Annotated in this window: 11 protein-coding genes and 4 pseudogenes; 7 read left to right on the forward strand and 8 right to left on the reverse strand. The window is 67.1% G+C overall.

Annotated elements, in window-relative coordinates:
• Positions 1–199, reverse strand: a pseudogene (locus AD428_RS07780) (chorismate--pyruvate lyase family protein); the annotation flags it as partial.
• Between the two features lie 53 nt (positions 200–252).
• Here AD428_RS07780 and AD428_RS07785 point away from each other — a divergent pair.
• Positions 253–984, forward strand: coding sequence for a pseudouridine synthase (locus AD428_RS07785; RefSeq protein WP_053244760.1), 732 nt, complete (start codon positions 253–255; stop codon positions 982–984).
• A 48-nt stretch (positions 985–1032) separates the two neighbouring features.
• On the opposite strand, the gene AD428_RS07790 is transcribed toward AD428_RS07785, so the two are convergent.
• Positions 1033–1938, reverse strand: a complete 906-nt coding sequence (locus AD428_RS07790; protein ID WP_053244761.1) for a LysR family transcriptional regulator — start codon at positions 1936–1938, stop codon at positions 1033–1035.
• Positions 1939–2239: 301 nt separating this feature from the next.
• On the opposite strand from AD428_RS07790, the pseudogene AD428_RS07795 reads away from it, so the two are divergent.
• The 3 genes and pseudogenes from AD428_RS07795 (at position 2240) to adeC (ending at position 8098) form a co-directional block, all read left to right on the forward strand.
• Positions 2240–3441 (forward strand): annotated as a pseudogene (locus AD428_RS07795) (efflux RND transporter periplasmic adaptor subunit).
• Between the two features lie 14 nt (positions 3442–3455).
• Complete coding sequence (locus tag AD428_RS07800) at positions 3456–6632, forward strand: efflux RND transporter permease subunit (protein WP_053244762.1); 3177 nt, start codon at positions 3456–3458, stop codon at positions 6630–6632.
• Complete coding sequence (adeC, locus tag AD428_RS07805) at positions 6629–8098, forward strand: AdeC/AdeK/OprM family multidrug efflux complex outer membrane factor (protein WP_053244763.1); 1470 nt, start codon at positions 6629–6631, stop codon at positions 8096–8098. Before AD428_RS07800 ends, adeC begins: the two co-directional genes overlap by 4 nt.
• 95 nt (positions 8099–8193) lie before the next feature.
• On the opposite strand, the gene AD428_RS07810 is transcribed toward adeC, so the two are convergent.
• Positions 8194–8445, reverse strand: coding sequence for a GlsB/YeaQ/YmgE family stress response membrane protein (locus AD428_RS07810; protein WP_053244764.1), 252 nt, complete (start codon positions 8443–8445; stop codon positions 8194–8196).
• Between the two features lie 102 nt (positions 8446–8547).
• Positions 8548–9162 (reverse strand): SCO family protein, encoded by a 615-nt coding sequence (locus AD428_RS07815; RefSeq protein ID WP_053244765.1) that lies wholly within the window; start codon positions 9160–9162, stop codon positions 8548–8550.
• Between the two features lie 232 nt (positions 9163–9394).
• Between AD428_RS07815 and AD428_RS07820 the strand changes: the two genes are divergently transcribed.
• Positions 9395–10126, forward strand: a complete 732-nt coding sequence (locus AD428_RS07820; RefSeq protein WP_082308313.1) for a class I SAM-dependent methyltransferase — start codon at positions 9395–9397, stop codon at positions 10124–10126.
• Between the two features lie 51 nt (positions 10127–10177).
• On the opposite strand, the pseudogene AD428_RS07825 reads toward AD428_RS07820, so the two are convergent.
• The 4 genes and pseudogenes from AD428_RS07825 to AD428_RS07840 form a co-directional block, all read right to left on the reverse strand.
• Positions 10178–12240: pseudogene (locus tag AD428_RS07825) on the reverse strand (M3 family metallopeptidase).
• A gap of 200 nt (positions 12241–12440) precedes the next feature.
• Positions 12441–13292: a bifunctional methylenetetrahydrofolate dehydrogenase/methenyltetrahydrofolate cyclohydrolase FolD gene (folD, locus tag AD428_RS07830; RefSeq protein ID WP_053244766.1), complete on the reverse strand. Its 852-nt coding sequence runs from the start codon at positions 13290–13292 to the stop codon at positions 12441–12443.
• An 85-nt stretch (positions 13293–13377) separates the two neighbouring features.
• Positions 13378–14004 (reverse strand): response regulator transcription factor, encoded by a 627-nt coding sequence (locus tag AD428_RS07835; protein WP_053244767.1) that lies wholly within the window; start codon positions 14002–14004, stop codon positions 13378–13380.
• The gene (locus AD428_RS07840; protein WP_053244768.1) at positions 14001–15755 is read right to left on the reverse strand and encodes a PAS domain-containing sensor histidine kinase; all 1755 of its coding nucleotides are present in this window, start codon (positions 15753–15755) and stop codon (positions 14001–14003) included. The genes AD428_RS07835 and AD428_RS07840 overlap by 4 nt, the downstream gene beginning before the upstream one ends.
• Positions 15756–16128: 373 nt before the next feature.
• On the opposite strand from AD428_RS07840, the pseudogene aceE reads away from it, so the two are divergent.
• Positions 16129–18836, forward strand: a pseudogene (aceE, locus tag AD428_RS07845) (pyruvate dehydrogenase (acetyl-transferring), homodimeric type).
• Between the two features lie 12 nt (positions 18837–18848).
• On the forward strand, positions 18849–19139 hold a 291-nt coding region (locus tag AD428_RS07850), incomplete at its 3' end, for a biotin/lipoyl-containing protein (protein WP_304438935.1).

Below are 19139 nucleotides of genomic sequence, written 5' to 3' on the forward strand. Positions count from 1 at the left end.
GCGGCAGGCCTCCGTCGCGCGCGCCGCCCTCGGCGTATTCGGCCAGCACCTCGAGCCGCACCCGGCCGAGCTGCCGCAGTCCGGCGGTCAGCGCGCCGGGCCGGAACAGCCAATGGCGCTGGGCGCGGGAGAGCAGGGGAGGCGGACCGGCCAGCCAGCCGGGGGCAAGAGGGGCGTATCGCGCTGCGTCGGTAATCATGGCTGCGTATTATGCCAAGAGGCGGCGGGCGGCCCGCGCATACAATACCGCCCATGGAAAAAGTACGTATCTCCAAGCTCATGTCCGAGCGGGGGCTGTGTTCGCGCCGCGAAGCCGACGACTACATCGAGCGCGGCTGGGTCCGCGTGGACGGGGAAGTGGTTTCCGAGCTGGGCGCGCGCGCCTATCCCCACCAGGAAATCACGCTGGAGCGGGCCGCCCGGGCGCGGCAGACCGCCCGCGTGACCATACTCATCAACAAGCCGGTGGGCTATGTGTCCGGCCAGGCCGAAAAGGGCTACACCCCGGCGGTGGCGCTCATCGACGCGCGCTCCCGCTACGCGGGCGACCGTTCGCCGCTGCGCTTCGAGCGCCGCCATCTCGAGGGCCTGGCGGTGGCCGGCCGCCTCGACATCGATTCGCAGGGCCTGCTGGTGCTGACGCAGGACGGCCGGGTGGCCCGGCAGCTGATCGGCGAGGACTCCACGGTCGAGAAGGAATACCTGGTGCGCGTGCAAGGCAGCCTGGCCGAGAACGGCCTGGCCCTGCTCAATCATGGCTTGTCGCTGGACGGCAAGCCCCTGCGCCCGGCCCAGGTGCGCTGGCAGAACGGCGACCAGCTCCGCTTCGTGCTGCGCGAAGGCAAGAAGCGGCAGATCCGCCGCATGTGCGAACTGGTGGGGCTGAAGGTAGTGGGCCTGAAGCGCGTGCGCATCGGCCGCGTGGCCCTGGGCGACCTGCCGCTGGGGCAATGGCGCTATCTGCGCCAGGACGAGCGCTTCTGACCTCGTTGCAGATTTTTCAGTTGGTTTCGATTACCGTCCCATTAATCTTTATTTCATGAAAGCGGGAGTATTCTTGCCCTGGCCGTCCGCGCCGAGCCGCTGCATGAGGAACTCGATGAAGATCCGGGTTTTTGCCGGCAGAAGCCGCGTTTCGGTCACCGCATAGACAGGAAACGGCCCCAGTTGCCAATCGGGCAGCACCCGCTGCAACTGGCCGGATTTCTGTTCGGCGGACTGCCCTCCCACCAGCACCACGATGCCCGCGCCCAGCATGGCGAGCCGCCTCGCCATGGCGACGCCGTTGACCGAAAAGCGCTTGCCCGGCGTGAATTCGATGTGCTGGTCCCCGTTGTTGAGCGGCCATCGTGTGACCTGTCCCGCGCCTTTCGCGCGGAACTCGATGCATTCGTGCCGGGTCAGGTCATGGGGATGGCGCGGTTCGCCGTGCTTTTCCAGGTAGTCGCGCGACGCATACAGGTAGGCGGGCAGCATGCCCAGCGGCCGCGCGATGTGGTTCGAATCGGGAAGTTCGCCGATTTCGATGGAAATGTCGCAGGTCTGGAATACGCGCTGCGCGTGGTCCGGATTGGCCAGGTCCAGATAGAAAGTGACGTCCGGATAAAGCCGGGAGAAATCCATGAACGATTCCGCCAGGAAATCCGTGCCGAAATCGGCGGGCATATTGACCCGCAGCGGTCCGGCCGGCCTGTCGACCAGTTTCTGCAGCTCTTCGTGCGCGATCTGCGCCTCGGCCACGATGCGTTGGCACCGCTCGAAATACAGGCGGCCGGCGTCGGTCAGCTCGACCTTGCGCGTGGTGCGGCTCAGCAGGCGCAGGCCCACCGAGCGTTCCAGCTCGGCCACCTGCCTCGACAGGGTCGACTTGGGCACGCCCAGGGCGGCCGCGGCGCGGCTGAAGCTGTGCGTCTTGGCGACCTCGACGAAGAGTTCCATTCCTTGCAGGCGTTTCATGGGGGCATTTTGTCATGGAGGCGGAGCTTAAATTGTCCCATAACTGGAACGATGTTTTCGCAAAGTGCCTCTTTGTTTCTCGTGCGGGATAACGCAAAATGCAACTTTTGCAACGCAGCATCATCTCCCGTTCCCCCGTGTACGACATTTTTCCTTCCGGCGCCGCGGCCGCCCGCCGCCCCGGCGGAATCCTGTTTACCGTCGGCCGGCCCCGCGGTCCCGCGGCGCCGCGGCCCGACTTTGCAGTAAAGGGGTAACTCTCTTGGAAATCGGAATGCAATCTATCAACAAGCACAGCGCCCTGTGGCGCAGCGCGGCCGTAGCGACGCTGACCGCAACGGCCCTGACCCTGGCCGCTTGCGGCAAGAAACAGGAGGCGGCCCAGGCGGGCAAGCCCCAGGTTACCGTCGTTACCCTGGCTACCCAGCCGGTTTCCCTCAGCACGGAACTGCCGGGCCGCACCTCGGCCTACCGCGTGGCCGAGGTGCGGCCGCAGGTCAACGGCATCATCCAGAAGCGCCTCTTCACCGAGGGCGGCGAGGTCAAGACGGGCCAGCAGCTCTACCAGATCGATCCCGCGCTCTATCAGGCCAGCTTCGACAGCCAGAAGGCCGCGCTGGCCCGCGCGCAGGCGCAGCAGAAAACCGCGGCGCTGCTCGTCGAGCGCTACAAGCCGCTGGTCGCCACGCGCGCGGTCAGCCAGCAGACTTACGACAACGCGGTGGCGGCGCGCGACCAGGCGATGGCCGATGTGCTGTCGGCCAAGGCCGCGCTGGAGACCGCGCGCATCAACCTGGTCTACACCAAGGTGCTGTCGCCCATCGAAGGCATCATCGGGCGTTCCACGGTCACCGAAGGCGCGCTCGTCACCGCCAACCAGAGCGCGGCCCTGGCCACGGTGCAGCAGATCGATCCCATCTACGTGGACGTGACCCAGTCCAGCGTGGAACTGCTGCGCCTGCAGAAGGCGCTGGCCAGCGGGCAGCTCAAGCGCGCCGAGGGCGAGCAGGCGGCCCAGGTGGCGCTGACACTGGAAGACGGCTCGCAGTACCCGGTGCCGGGCAAGCTGCAGTTCTCCGAAGTGACGGTGGACCCGAGCACCGGCTCGGTGCTGCTGCGCGCGGTGTTCCCCAACCCCGAGCACCGGCTGCTGCCCGGCATGTTCGTGCGCGCCCGGCTGGCCGATGGCGTGGACGCCGACAGCCTGCTGGTGCCCCAGCGCGGCGTCACGCGCAACCAGCGCGGCCTGCCCACGGCGCTGGTGGTCAACGCCGACAACAAAGTGGAGCTGCGCGAACTCAAGACCGACCGCGCCATCGGCGACAAATGGCTGGTCACGTCGGCCTGAAGGCCGGCGACAGGGTCATCGTCGAAGGTCTGCAGATGGTGCGGCCCGGCATTGAAGTCGTGGCCAACGAAGCGCAGGCCGCGGCGCCCACGTCCGCGCAATCGCAGGCCGGCGCAGCCGCCGCGAAGCAGCAGTAGTCAGGGAGCCTTGCATGGCAAAGTTTTTTATCGACAGGCCGGTGTTCGCCTGGGTGATCGCGATCGTGCTCATGATGGCCGGCGCGCTTTCCATCCTGCAGTTGCCGGTGTCGCAGTACCCCAACATCGCGCCGCCGGCCATCGGCATCTCGGTGACCTATCCGGGCGCCTCGGCGCAGACCGTGCAGGACACCGTGGTGCAGGTGATCGAGCAGCAGATGAACGGCCTTGACGGGCTGGAATACATCTCCTCGGAAAGCAATTCCGACGGCAGCATGAGCATCACGCTGACGTTCCGCCAGGGCACCAACCCCGACACCGCCCAGGTGCAGGTCCAGAACAAGCTGTCGCTGGCCCAGCCGCTGCTGCCGCAGGAAGTGCAGCAGCAGGGTATCCGCGTCACCAAGGCCACGAAGAACTTCCTCATCGTGGCGGGCTTCGTCTCCACCGACGGCTCCATGACCAAGGAAGACCTGGCCGACTACGTGGCCTCCTACGTCCAGGATCCGATCAGCCGTACGCAGGGCGTGGGCGACTTCCAGCTCTTCGGCTCGCAGTACGCCATGCGCATCTGGCTGGATCCCGACAAGCTGGTCAACTACAACCTGACCACTGTCGACGTGGTCAACGCCATCAAGGAACAGAACGTCCAGGTTTCGTCCGGCCAGCTCGGCGGGCTGCCCGCCGTGCGCGGCCAGCAGCTCAACGCCACCATCATCGGCCCCTCGCGCCTGCAGACGCCCGAGGACTTTGGCCGCATCCTGCTGAAGGTCAACGCCGACGGCTCGCGGGTGCTGCTGGCCGACGTGGCCCGCATCGAGCTGGGCGGCCAGACCTACGCCATCGACAGCTTCTACAACGGCAAGCCGGCTTCGGGCCTGGCGATCAAGCTGGCGCCCGGGGCCAATGCGCTGGACACCGCGCAGAACGTGCGCGACACCATCAACAGCCTGAAGCCGTACTTCCCGCCGGGCATGGACGTGGTCTACCCATACGACACCACGCCCTTCGTGAGCCTGTCCATCGAGGAAGTGTTCAAGACGCTGGTCGAGGCCATCGTCCTGGTCTTCCTGGTGATGTACCTCTTCCTGCAGAACTTCCGCGCCACGCTGATTCCGACGCTGGCCGTGCCGGTGGTGCTGCTCGGCGCCTTCGGCGTGCTGGCGGCCTTCGGCTACTCCATCAACACGCTCACCATGTTCGGCATGGTGCTGGCTATCGGCCTGCTGGTGGACGACGCCATCGTGGTGGTGGAGAACGTGGAGCGCGTGATGGCCGAGGAGGGGCTCACGCCCAAGCAGGCCACGCGCAAGTCCATGACGCAGATCACCGGCGCGCTGATCGGCATCGCCATGGTGCTGGCCGCCGTGTTCGTGCCCATGGCCTTTTTCGGCGGGTCGACCGGGGTGATCTACCGCCAGTTCTCCATCACCATCGTCTCGTCCATGGTGCTGTCCGTGCTGGTGGCCATCGTCTTCACGCCGGCGCTGTGCGCCACGCTGCTCAAGCCTATTCCCAAGGGCCATCACGGCACCAAGCGCGGCTTCTTCGGCTGGTTCAACCGCAAGTTCGAGGCCAGCAGCCACGGCTACGCCAACTCCGTGGCGCGCGGCCTGCACCGCACCAAGCGCCTCATGCTCATCTACGTGGTCATCGTGATCGCCATGGGCTGGATGTTCATGCGCATTCCCACGGCCTTCCTGCCCGACGAAGACCAGGGCATCCTGTTCGCGCAGATCCAGACGCCGCCGGGCGCCACGGCGGAGCGCACCAAGCAGGTGATCGACACCGCCACCAAGTACCTGCTCGAAAACGAGAAGGACGCGGTCGCGTCGGTGTTCGCGGTCAACGGCTTCAACTTCGGCGGCCGCGGCCAGAACGCCTCGCTGCTGTTCGTCAAGCTGCGCGACTGGGAAGAGCGCACCGATTCGTCGCTGAAGGCGGCCGCGGTCGCCGCCCGCGCCAACGCCCATTTCCGGCAGACCATCCGCGACGGCATGCTGTTCGTGGTGCCGCCGCCCTCGGTCATGGAGCTGGGCAATGCCAGCGGCTTCGACTTCCAGCTCATGGACCGCGCCGGCGTGGGCCACGAGAAGCTGCTGGCCGCCCGCAACCAGCTGCTGGCCGAGGCGGCGCAGAGCCCGATGCTGGTGGGCGTGCGTCCCAACGGCATCGAAGACGCGCCGCAGTACGAGCTGAACATCGACCGCGAGAAGGCGCGCGCCCTGGGCGTGGCCGTCTCGGACATCGACGCCACGCTGGCCACGGCCTGGGGCTCGTCGTACGTCAACGACTTCATCGACCGCGGCCGCGTCAAGAAGGTGTTCGTGCAGGGCGAGCCGTCCGCGCGCATGCTGCCCGAAGACCTGAACAAGTGGTACGTGCGCAACCAGGAAGGCGGCATGGTGCCGTTCTCGGCCTTCGCCACCGCTAAATGGACCTTCGGTCCGCAGAAGCTCAACCGCTACAACGGCGTGCCGTCGTACAACATCCAGGGCCAGGCGGCGCCCGGCTACAGCTCGGGCGCGGCCATGCAGGAAATGGAGCGCCTGGCGGCCAAGCTGCCGACCGGCGTGGGCTACGAATGGACCGGCCTGTCGTTCGAAGAGCGGCTCTCGGGCGCCCAGGCCCCCGCGCTCTATGCCATCTCGCTGATCGTGGTGTTTCTGTGCCTGGCCGCGCTGTACGAGAGCTGGACCATCCCGTCCGCCGTCATGCTGGTGGTGCCGCTGGGCATCATCGGGGCGCTGGGCGCGACTTTGCTGCGCGGCCTGTCCAACGACGTGTACTTCCAGGTGGGCCTGCTCACGACCATCGGCCTGGCGGCCAAGAACGCCATCCTGATCGTGGAGTTCGCCAAGGAGCACTACGAGCAGGGCGCCAGCCTGACGGAAGCCGCCATCCATGCGGCGCGCCAGCGTCTGCGTCCCATCCTGATGACGTCCATGGCGTTCATTCTGGGCGTGGTGCCGCTGGCCATTTCCTCCGGCGCGGGCTCGGGCAGCCAGAACGCCATCGGCACCGGCGTGATCGGCGGCATGCTGACCGCGACCTTCCTGGCCATCTTCTTCGTGCCCGCCTTCTTCGTCGTGATGCTGCGCGTCTTCAAGGTGCAGCGCCAGAGCGAGCGCGGCGACAAGCACGCGCCCGCCGCCGAGGGTCCGCTGGGCGAGGAAGGACAACCGAAATGAATTACCCGATGAGAACTTTGTTGTCTGTATCCCTGGCGGCGGCCCTGGCGGGCTGCTCGCTGGCTCCGACCTACGAGCGGCCGCAGGCGCCGGTGGACGCGGCCTATCCCTCCGGCCCCGCCTATGCGCAGGCCGAAGGGCAGGGCGCGCCCGGCGTGAATGCCGCCGACATCGGCTGGCGCGACTTCTTCGCCGACCCGCTGCTGCAGCGGCTCATCGAGATATCGCTGGCCAACAACCGCGACCTGCGCGTGGCCGCGCTCAACGTGGAGGCCGCGCGCGCGCAGTACCGCATCCAGCGTGCCGACCTCATGCCCAGCGTGGGCGTGGCGGCGCAGGAATCGGCCCAGCGCACGCCGGCCGACCTGTCCTACGGCGGCCAGGCCACCACCAGCCACAGCTACCAGGTGGGCGGGGCGCTGGCGTCCTGGGAGATCGACCTCTTCGGCCGCATCCGCAGCCTGAGCGACAAGGCGCTGGAAACCTACCTCGCGCTGGACGAGACGCGCACCGCCACGCAGCTCAGCCTGATCGCGGAAGTGGCCAACGCCTACCTCACCCTGCGCGCCGACCAGGAACTGCTGCAGCTCACGCGCGAAACGCTCAAGAGCCAGCAGGATTCATACGCGCTCACCAAGCAGAGCTACGACCAGGGCCTGTCCACGGCGCTGGATCTCAGCCAGGCCGAGGTGTCGCTGCGCACGGCCGAGCGCAACCTGTCGCTCTACACCCGCCAGGCCGCGCAGGACCGCAATGCGCTGGTGCTGCTCGCGGGCCAGCCGCTGCCGCCCGACGTGGCGGACGGGCTCGACCGCGCCGCCCGGCTCGACGACGGCATGCTCGCCGCGAACCTGCCCGCCGGCCTGCCGTCGGACCTGCTGGCGCGCCGGCCCGACATCCGCGCCGCCGAGCACCAGCTCAAGGCGGCCAACGCCAACATCGGCGCGGCGCGCGCGGCGTTCTTCCCCACCATCAGCCTCACCGGTTCGGCCGGCACCGCCAGCGCCAGCCTGGGCGGCCTGTTCGACGCGGGCTCGGGCGCCTGGAGCTTCACGCCCCAGATCACCATGCCCATCTTCGCCGGCGGCTCGCTGCTGGCGGGCCTGGACCTGGCCAAGGTGCAGAAGAACATCCAGGTCGCGCAGTACGAGAAAGCCATCCAGACGGGCTTTCGCGAAGTGGCCGACGCGCTGGCCGGCCGCGGCACCCTGAACCGCCAGATCTTCGCCGAGGAACAGCTCGTGGCCGCCAACCAGCGCTCCTACGATCTTTCCGAGCAGCGTTTCCGGCAGGGCATCGACGACTACCTCAGCGTGCTCGATTCCCAGCGCGCGCTCTACAGCTCGCAGCAGGTGCTGGTGAACACCCGCCTGTCGCGGCTCTCCAACCTCGTCACGCTCTACAAAGTGCTGGGCGGCGGCTGGAGCGAGCGCACCGTCAGGTCCGCGCAGGCCGAAGGCGGCTGACGGGGCAGGGCGGGACGCTCTGCGCGCCCGCCCCGCTCCCGAAGAGGCAAGAAAAAAGCCGATCGCGCGATCGGCTTTTTTCTTGCGCTGACGCGTCAGGCGCGTTTCTTGGCAATCAGCCCAACGACGAAAAGCACGATGATGGCGCCCACGACCGAGCCGATCCAGCCTGCCGGTTCGCCTGGCGCGTACCAGCCCAATTGCTGGCCCAGGAAGCCGGCGACCACCGAGCCGATGATGCCCAGGATGGTGGTCATGATGATGCCCATGTTCTGGTCTCCGGGCATGATGGCGCGGGCGATCAGCCCGACCACGAACCCGACGATGATCATGATGATAATGCTCATGCGCTTGCTCCTTGTCCAAAGGAAAGTTGGGCTTGCGCAGTGATGATACCCATGCCCGGCGCGGGGCGGGTGTAACAACACGTATGCGGAACGCCGGGCCGCTCAGGAAGCGGCGTCGACGAGCCGGGAAAGGTCGTGCACGAGGGCGTCGGTGCTGTCGGTGTCCGAAGCCAGCAGGCGGGCCTTGCCGCGGTTGTCGAAAATATAGACGCCGCGGCTGTGGGTCACTTCGTACGAGTCGGGGGCGTCGCCGGGCCGGGGTTTTTCGATCTGGTAGGCGACGCGGTAGCGGCGCGCCAGGTCGGCGATTTCCTTCTCGTTGCCGGTCAGCCCGATGGCGTTGGCCGAGAAGGCGTCCACATAGGCTTGCAGCACGTCGGGCGTGTCGCGGTGCGGATCGACGCTGACGAATACGATGCGCACGTCGGCGGCCTTGTCGCCGAGCTTCTGCAGCACGGCGCTCAGTTGCGCCATGGTGGTGGGGCAGATGTCGGGGCAGCTCGCGTAGCCGAAGAACAGCAGCACGGTCTTGCCCTTGAAGTCGTCGGCGCTCACGCGCTTGCCGCCGGCGCCGGAAAGCGAGAACTTCAGATCGGGCAGGTGGCCCTTGACGTCGTGCAGGGCCCACGGTTCCGCGGCCGGGCCGCAGGCCGCAACCAGGACACAGAGGGCGAGAAGCAGGCCGCGCCATGCGCGGAGGGCAAGCGGGATTCGCATGAGTCGGACAGTCAGCCAGGGTCGATCCCGGATTCTACCCGTGCGGGCGCCCGGCGGCTTTGTCCTGGCGCAATCCCGCCGGGGCGGGCCGATCGGGAAAACGAATTAAGAAAACTCTCTAAATTGTGAGCAGTTGGGAGAATCCCCCGTATTATCGCGGCGATGAAATAAAGTCGGGGTTTCGTCAGCCATGATAAGCATTCCCAACGCCGCCGGCGCCAGCAACAGTAACATGCAGTCAACCCAGGTCCCAATCACGTTCCCCTACCAGCCGGTCGTGCTGGACATCCTCAGACAACGCGGCGCCGCCGAGGTGCTGGACGCCCCATGCGGCGACGGCTGGCTGGGCAGCGCGCTCAGGCGCCATCCCGATCTCGCCATCCAGCTCGACGGCCTGGGCCTCTGGGAATTCCCCGGGCCGGACGGCGGCTACCGCCATGTGGCCGAACACGATCTCGACACCCCGCTGCGGGGCGAGCGCGCCTATGACGCGGTGGTCTGCTGCGAAGCCATCCATCTCCTGACGAACCCCGGCGTGCTCGCGCAGAGCTTTTACCGGGCGCTGCGGCCCGGCGGCACGCTCATCGTCACCACGCCCAACACCTGGTATTTCCGCTCGCGGCTGCAGTTCCTGCTGCGCGGGTTCCATTCGGGCTTCCGGCCCATGGTGGGGCGCCAGCGCGGCCGCGACTACATCACGTACTTTCCCTGGAATTTCCCGCAGTTGCACCTGTTGCTGCATCACTATGGCTTCCAGGACATCACCCTGCACGAGGTAGACGAGGTCAAGCCCAAGCGGGCCATCGAGCACCTGCTGGCGGTGCCTTCGCAGCTGTACTACCGGCGCCGCATCCGCCGCGCCGAAAACGAGGAATGCCGCAGTTTCTGGCGCCAGGCGGCTTCGCGCCAGTCGGTGCACGGCCGCTGGCTGGTGGTTTCGGCGCGCAGGCCCGCTGCGGATTGAAGCGGCCGTTCCATGGCAACGGGGCCCGCGCGGCGGGCCCCGGTTCCTGCGTCAGGCGGCCATGCCGCTGTGCCGCAGCAGCGCGTCGATGCGGGGCGCGCGGCCCCGGAAGGCGGCAAAGGACTCGGCCGCCGGGCGCGAGCCGCCCACGGCCAGCACTTCGCGGCGAAAGCGCGCGCCGGTTTCGGGGTCCAGCGTGCCGAGGACATTGCCGGGCTGGCGCGCCGCCGCTTCCTCGAAAGCCTCGTAGGCGTCGGCAGACAGCACTTCGGCCCATTTGTAGCTGTAGTAGCCCGCGCCGTAGCCGCCCGCGAACAGATGCGAGAAAGCATGGGGCAGGCGGTGCCACGAAGGCGGGAAGAGCACGGCCACCTCGGCGCGCACCTCCTGCAGCAGGGCCAGCACGTCGGCGATGGAAATGCCCTGCGGGCGGTCATGCATGAGCATGTCGAAGAGCGCGAACTCGATCTGGCGCACCGTCTGCATGCCGCTCTGGAAGTTGCGCGCGGCCACCAGCCGGTCGTAGAGTTCGCGGGGCAGGGGCTTGCCCGTGTCCACGTGGGCCGACAGCTTCTGCACCACGGCCCACTCCCAGCAGAAGTTTTCCATGAATTGCGAGGGCAGCTCGATGGCGTCCCATTCGACGCTGGCGAAGGCCGCCGCGCCGGGCTCGTCCACTTCGGAGAGCAGGGCGTGCAGGGCGTGCCCGGTTTCGTGGAACAGGGTGATGACGTCGTCGTGCGTGAGCATGGCCGCCTTGCCGCCCGCCGGCCGCGAGAAATTGCAGGTCAGGTAGGCGACCGGCGTCTGCAGGCGTCCGCCCGCCACGCGGCGGGTGCGCTCGCTGTCCACCCAGGCGCCGCTTTGCTTGCCGGCGCGGGCGTACAGGTCCAGGTACAGGTGCCCGATGAGTTCGCCCGAGGGGCTTTCCACGCGCACACCGCGCACGTCGGCGTGCCAGGACGAAACCGGGGTTTCGCGCAGCCGCACGCCGAACAGCGTCTCGATCACCTCGAACAGGCCGGACAGCACCTTGGGCTCGGTGAAATACTGCTTAACCTCGTCTTCGGAATAGGCATAGCGCGCCTCGCGCAGGCGCTCGGAGGCGTAGGGCACGTCCCAGGGCTGCAGGTCGGACAGCCCCAGCTCGGCGGCCGCGTAGGCTTTGAGCCCGGCCAGGTCGCGTTCGGCATAGGGCTTGGCGCGCGCCGCCAGGTCGCGCAGGAAGGCGGTGACCTCGGCCGCGTCGCGCGCCATGCGGGTCTGCAGCCGCAAGGCCGCGAAGGTGCCCAGGCCCAGCAGCCGCGACTCCTCGGCGCGCAGCGCCAGCAGCTCTTCGATGAGCGGCGAATTGTCGTAGCGGGCGTCGCCCTGCTCGGAGGCCACGGTGCCGTAGCCGCGGTAGAGCGCCTCGCGCAGCGCGCGGTCGCGGGCGTACTGCATCACGGGCAGATAGCAGGGCATCTTGAGCGTGAGTTTCCAGCCGGCCTTGCCTTCCTGTTCGGCGTCGGCGCGCGCGGCCTGCAGCACGTCGCCGGAATGCCGGCCAGGCGCGATTCGTCTTCGACGTGGAGCGACCAGGCGTCGATGGCGTCCAGCACGTTTTCCGAGAACTTCTGCGAGGACTGGGCCTCGCGGTCGGAAATCTCGGCGTAGCGCTCGCGGTCCGCGCCTTGCAGTTCGACGCCGCTCAGGCGGAAGTCGCGCAGGGCCAGTTCGACGATGCGGCGGCGCACGGGGCTCCACGAGGCGAAATCGGCGGACGCGGCCAGGCGCTGGTACTGCCGGTAGAGTCCTTCGTGCAGGCCCACCCAGGTGGAGAATTCGGTAACCCGCGGCAGCGCGGCGTTATAGGCCTCGCGCAGCTCGGGCGTGTTGACCACGGCGTTCAGGTGTCCGGCCACCGACCAGGCGCGCCACAAGCGTTCGGAAGCGGTGTCCAGCGGCTCGATCACGGCCTCCCAGGTGGGGGGCAGGGCGGGATCGGCGGCGCGGTCCACCGCCAGGCGCGCGCCGGCCAGCAGCTCCTCGACGGCGGGCACGATGTGCGCGGGCTTGACGGCCGCGTAATCGACCAGGTCTGAAACGGGAGCGAGAAGGGGATTCTGGGTCATGGCCTGCACGCGTAAAGAAAACGGGAATAGGTAAAGGGTGGGGGCTGAACGCGGGAAATCAAGCGCGGCCGGCGGGCGGACGCCAGAGAACGGGCTTTGCCGGAAAGGCCGCATCGGCAAGGGTTCACCGGAGGATCCCGCCGGCGGGGCGGGGCTCGCCGGCCGGGAAAGCGGCGCGCCTTCCCGGCATGGCGCGCGCGTCAGCCCGCGGCGCGCTCGGCCGCTTCGACGGTGTTGACCAGCAGCATGGCGATGGTCATGGGGCCCACGCCGCCGGGCACGGGCGTGATGGCGCCGGCGACTTCCTTCGCGGAGGCGAAATCCACGTCGCCGCACAGCTTGCCGTCGGGGCCGCGGTTGATGCCCACGTCGATGACGACGGCCCCAGGCTTGATCATGGAGCCGTCGATCATGCCGGGCTTGCCCGTGGCCACCACCAGCACGTCGGCGCGGCGGGTCTGGGCGCCCAGGTCGCGCGTCTTGGAATTGCAGATGGTGATGGTGGCGCCGGCCGCCAGCAGCAGCATGGCCATGGGCTTGCCGACGATGTTGCTCGCGCCCACGATGACCGCCTCGGCGCCGCGCAGCGGCACGCCTTCGGATTCCAGCATTTTCATGACGCCGTAGGGCGTGCAGGGCCGGAACAGCGGCTGGCCGGTCATGAGCAGGCCGGCGTTGCTGATATGGAAGCCGTCCACGTCTTTCTCGGGCGCGATCGCCTCGATGACGCGGTGGGCGTCCATGTGCTTGGGCAGGGGAAGCTGCACCAGGATGCCGTGGATGGACGGGTCCTGGTTCAGCGCGTCGATGCGGGCCAGCAGCTCGGCCTCGGTCATGTCGGCCGGGTACTGCTCCTTGACGGAATGCAGGCCGGCTTTTTCGCAGGCGGCGACCTTGTTGCGCACGTACACCTGGGAGGCCGGGTCTTCGCCCACCAGCACCACGGCCAGGCCGGGACGCACGCCCCGGGCCGACAGGGCCGCCACGCGCCGGGCGACTTCCTCGCGGATGCGTTGCGACAGGGCGGCGCCGTCGATGATTCTTGCGGTCATGCGCGGGCCTCCGCGCGCCCGGCGCGCAGGCCAGGGGTCAGGGGCTCGCGGCTTGCGGAACCGCCTTGGTTCGGCCGGATGGCGGTCATGCGTGCGCCTCCGGCTTTGCCAGGGCGACTTTCATCAGGTCTGCTACGGTGGTCACTTCGAGTTTTTCCATGATGTTGGCGCGATGCGCCTCGACGGTCTTGATGCTGATGCCCAGGTCGTCGGCGATCTGCTTGTTGAGGCGGCCGGCGACGATGCGCTCCAGCACCTGCTGCTCGCGCGCGGTCAGGCGCGCCAGCATGGCTTCGTGATCCTTCTGCGCCTGGTGCTTGCTCACGCGCTCGGTGGCCTGCTCCAGCATGCGGGCCACGATCTCGCGCAGGTCGGATTCGTTGAACGGCTTTTCCAGGAAGTCCACCGCGCCTTTCTTCATGGTCGACACCGCCATGGGCACGTCGCCGTGGCCGGTGATGAAGACGATGGGCAGGGGCGCGTTGCGGGCGATGATCTGCTCCTGCAGCTCCAGGCCGCTCATGCCGGGCATGCGCACGTCGGCGATGAGCACGCCCACCTGGGCGGGGTCGTAATCTTCGAGGAAGGTCTCGCCGCTGGCGTAGGCGCGCACGCGGTAGCCATTGGCTTCCAGCAGCCAGCGCAGCGAATCGCGTACCGCTTCGTCGTCATCGACGATGAAAACCGTGCTCGACAGGGGGGGCGTGTTCATGCATGCAACTCCTCGGACTGATCGTTCTGGGCCTGCGCCTGGGAGGTTGCGCAGGGCAGGGTGAAGCGGAAGATGGTGCCGCCGGCGGGGTTGGGATCTGCCCACAGGCGGCCGTGATGCGATTCGATAATGGTACGGCAGATATTCAATCCCATGCCCAGGCCCTGGGACTTGGTGCTGAAGAACGGTTCGAACAGGCGCTCGGGCTCGGCCAGGCCGTGGCCGCGGTCCACCACCGCCACTTCGATATGCTGCTCGTGCGGAATGACCGCCACCTTGAGTTCGTCGGACTCGCTCTTTTCCATGGCCTCCAGGCCATTCTTGAGCAGGTTGAGCAGCACCTGTTCGATGAGAATCGGGTCGGCCAGCACGTCGGGCGCGTTCGAGGGCACGAAGCTCTCGATGCGGATGCGGCGCTTGCGCGCGTCGATTTCCGCGAAGCCGATGGCGTTTTCCACGATGCGGCCGATGGCCACGCGCTGGCGGCGCGGCTCGCTGCGCTTCACGAATTCGCGGATGCGGCTGATGATCTTGCCGGCCCGCTCGGCTTGCGAGGCGGCCTTTTCCAGCGCCGGCAGCAGCATGTTGGGGCTGGTGTGGCCGGCTTTCACCAGGGCCACGGCGCCCATGCTGTAGTTGGCGATGGCGGTCAGCGGCTGGTTCAGCTCGTGCGCCAGCGACGAGGCCATCTCGCCCATGGTGGTCAGGCGGCTGGTGAGCTGGATCTTTTCCTGCTGTATGCGGGAGGCTTCCTCGTGATTGCGCCGCTCGGTGATGTCGCGGGCCACCTGCATGCGCACGCGCCGGCCGTCGGTCCAGGCCAGCATGCGGTGGTGCACCTCGAACCAGCGCTGCACGGAGGGCGCGAACACTTCCACCGATTCGTCCGTGAAACGGCCCCGGCGGCCGGCCAGCAGCTCGTCGTGGCCGCCCGTCTGGGCGCCGAACACGCGCCGGTACGTGCGGTTGGCGAACAGCAGCTCCAGGCCGTCGTGCGTGTCGGCGGTGACGGAAATCGCGTCGTCCAGGCCCTCCAGCACGGTCATGAAACGCTCGTGCGCGGCGGTCAGCGCCTCGCGGATGCGCTTGGGTTCGGTAATGTCGGTCATGGAGGTCATCCAGCCGATCTGGTTGCCGTTGGGGTCCAGCAGCGGCGACACGTACATGCGCGCCGTGAAGCGCGAGCCGTCGCGGCGCTGCGCCTCCACTTCCAGCCCGCTGCTGGGCGTCTTGCCCGACATGAGCACATCCAGCGTGTGCTGGTGCTGCTCGTGGCGGCCGGGCACCCAGTAGGGGAAGGGCGGGCTGCGGCCGATGAGGTCGGCCTCGTTCCAGCCGATCATGCGGCAGAACGCCGGATTCACGTAGGCGATGCGGCCTTCCATGTCGAGCACGCGCATGCCGGTGGACATGGAGTTCTCCATGGCGCGGCGGAAACCCGTCTCGGCGATGAGCGCGGCCTCGGCGGCCGAGCGGAAGCGCGTGTAGCGCCACAGCATCAGCAGGCTGATGACAATCACGCACGACAGCGCCAGCACCACCCAGATGAGGCGCTGCTGGCGCATTTCCTGGTCGATGGTCACAAACATGACGCTGTCGTCATGGATGCGCTGCAACCAGAAAAACACCCCCATCACGCAGATGTACAGGACGAGCACCAGGGCGGGCGTCAGCCAGTACACCCCACGCCGGCGCGTGCGGGCGTGATCGTGAAACGGAGTGGGTATATTCGACTTTGGCGCGCTGGACATGGAATTAGGCTGGGAATGAGTCCGCATTTTAATTCGTGTCGGGACGTAATTCCCGGAGACCGGGCCTCTCTTTTGCCATAGTCCGCAAAGTATGACGAAATCGCGGTCGCAGGTGTTCAGCTTTTCGTCAATTTTTCACATTATAAAATGCCGTACCGCAACATGAAATTTTCCTTGCGGGCGATCCGTCTTCTTTCTTAGAATGCCCGCTGATAGGGAACCGACCCTGCAGCGGTCTTTCTCGATACAGCCCGACCCATCCTGCCGTGGCGGCCCGGAAGATCCCGGCCGGCGCGCCTGGTCCGCGAGTACATCGACATATACATCGAATAAGCGGGCGTGGTCATGAACGAACCCCAACAGGAGACACACGATGTCCTCTTACGCCCAGGCCGGCGCCGTGCAGGCCGCCAACGACGAAGACACCCAAGAAACCCAGGAATGGCTTGAAGCCCTGGCGGCAGTCCTCGACCGCGAAGGGCCGGAGCGCGCGCACTACCTGCTGGAGCGCCTGATCGACGAAGCCCGCCGTTCGGGCGCGCACATCCCGTTCTCGCCCAATACCGCCTACGTCAACACGATTCCTCCCGGCCTGGAGCCCGCCCACCCCGGCAACCTCGAACTCGAGGCGCGCATCCGCTCGTACGTGCGCTGGAACGCCATGGCCATGGTGGTCAAGGCCAACAAGCACAACCCGCCCGACGGCGCGACCTGGGCGGCCACATCGCCTCGTTCGCCTCGCTGGCCACCATGATCGGCTGCGGCCAGAACCACTTCTGGCACGCCGAGACGGAAGACCATGGCGGCGACCTGGTCTATTTCCAGGGCCACACCTCGCCCGGCATGTACGGCCGCGCCTATCTCGAAGGCCGCCTCACCGAAGACCAGCTCAACCACTTCCGCCAGGAAGTCGATGGCAAGGGCCTGTCGTCGTACCCGCACCCCAAGCTGATGCCGGACTTCTGGCAGTTTCCCACGGTGTCCATGGGCCTGGGCCCGCTGATGGCCATCTACCAGGCGCGCTTCCTCAAGTACCTGCACGCCCGCGGCATCGCCGACACCAGCAAGCGCAAAGTCTGGGTGTTCTGCGGCGACGGCGAAATGGACGAACCCGAGTCGCTGGGCGCCATCGCCCTGGCGGCCCGCGAAAAGCTCGACAACCTCATCTTCGTCATCAACTGCAACCTGCAGCGCCTGGACGGCCCGGTGCGCGGCAACGGCAAGATCATCCAGGAACTCGAGGGCGACTTCCGCGGCTCGGGCTGGAACGTCATCAAGCTGATCTGGGGCGGCTACTGGGATCCGCTGCTGGCGCACGACAAGGAAGGCATTCTGCGCCGCATCATGGAAGAAACCGTGGACGGCGAATACCAGGCCTACAAGGCCAACGACGGCAAGTTCGTGCGCGAGCACTTCTTCGGCAAGCATCCCAAGCTGCTGGAGGCCGTCTCGCGCATGAGCGACGAAGACATCTGGCGCCTGAACCGCGGCGGCCACGATCCGCACAAGGTCTACGCCGCCTTCGACGCCGCCGTCAAGCACCAGGGCCAGCCCACCGTCATCCTGGCCAAGACCATCAAGGGCTATGGCATGGGCCACGTCGGCCAGGCCAAGAACCCCACTCACCAGCAGAAGAAGCTGGAGCTGGATTCCATCCGCGAGTTCCGCGACCGCTTCGCCATACCGATCCCGGACGACAAGCTGGCCGAGCTGCCGTACTTCAAGCCGGCGGAAGACTCGCCCGAGATGCAATACCTGCACGAGCGCCGCAAGGCCCTGGGCGGCTATCTGCCCAAGCGCCGCCAGAAGGCCGACGAGCAGCTCAAGGTGCCGGCGCTGGACGCCTTCAAGGCCGTGCTCGAACCCACCGCCGAGGGCCGCGAGATCTCCACCACCCAGGCTTTCGTGCGCGTGCTCAACCAGATCCTGCGCGACAAGCAGCTCGGTCCGCGCGTCGTGCCCATCCTGGCCGACGAATCGCGCACCTTCGGCATGGAAGGCCTGTTCCGCCAGATCGGCATCTACGCGCCGGAAGGCCAGAAATACGTGCCGGTCGACAAGGACCAGGTCATGTATTACCGGGAGGCGGCCGACGGCCAGCTCCTGCAGGAAGGCATCAACGAAGCGGGCGCCATGAGCTCGTGGATCGCGGCGGCCACGTCGTACTCCTCGAACAACCGCATCATGATCCCGTTCTACATCTACTACTCGATGTTCGGGTTCCAGCGCATCGGCGACCTGGCCTGGGCCGCCGGCGATATGCAGGCGCGCGGCTTCCTGCTGGGCGGCACGGCCGGACGCACCACGCTCAACGGCGAGGGCCTGCAGCACGAAGACGGCCACAGCCACATCCTGGCCTCGACCATCCCGAACTGCGTGTCCTACGACCCCACGTTCGCGCACGAACTGGCTGTCATCATCCAGCATGGCCTCAAGCGCATGGTGGAAGACCAGGAGAACGTGTACTACTACCTGACGGTGATGAATGAAAACTACCCGCAGCCCGGCCTGACCCCGGGCGACGAGGAAGGCATCATCCGCGGCATGTACAAGCTGAAATCGCACGGCAAGGGCAAGAACCGCGTGCAGCTCATGGGCTCGGGCACCATCCTGCGCGAAGTCCTGGCCGCCCAGGAACTGCTGGAGGCCGACTTCGGCGTGGCTTCCGACGTCTGGAGCGTGACCAGCTTCACCGAGCTGCGCCGCAACGGCCTGGACGCCGAGCGCCACAACATGCTGCATCCCGAAGACAAGACCCCGCAGGTCGCCTACGTGACCGAACAGCTCGCCAAGACGGAGGGCCCCATCATCGCCTCCACCGACTACATGAAGCTGTTTGCCGACCAGATCCGTCCGTTCATGCCCAAGGGCCGCGAATACAAGGTGCTGGGCACCGACGGGTTCGGCCGCTCGGATTTCCGCTACAAGCTGCGCGAGCACTTCGAAGTGGACCGCCATTTCGTGGTGCTGGCCGCGCTGCGCGCGCTCGCCGACGAAGGCAAGGTTCCCGCCTCCAAGGTGGCCGAAGCCATCAAGAAGTACGGCATCAATCCGAACAAAGCCAACCCGCAATACGCCTGAGGGTAAAGAGACATGAGCAACGTCGTGCAAATCAAGGTTCCCGACATCGGCGATTTCAAGGAAGTGGAAGTCATCGAGGTGCTGGTGTCGGCGGGCGACACGATCAAGGCCGAGCAGAGCCTGATCACCGTGGAATCGGACAAGGCGTCGATGGAGATTCCGGCCTCGCAGGGCGGGGTGGTGAAGTCGGTCAGCGTGAAGGTGGGCGACAAGGTATCGGAAGGCTCGGTGATCCTGGAAGTGGAAGCGGCCGAAGGCGGCGCCGCGGCGGCCGCGCCGCAAGCGCCCAGGGCCGAGGCCGCC

Source organism: Achromobacter sp. DMS1, assembly GCF_001270295.1.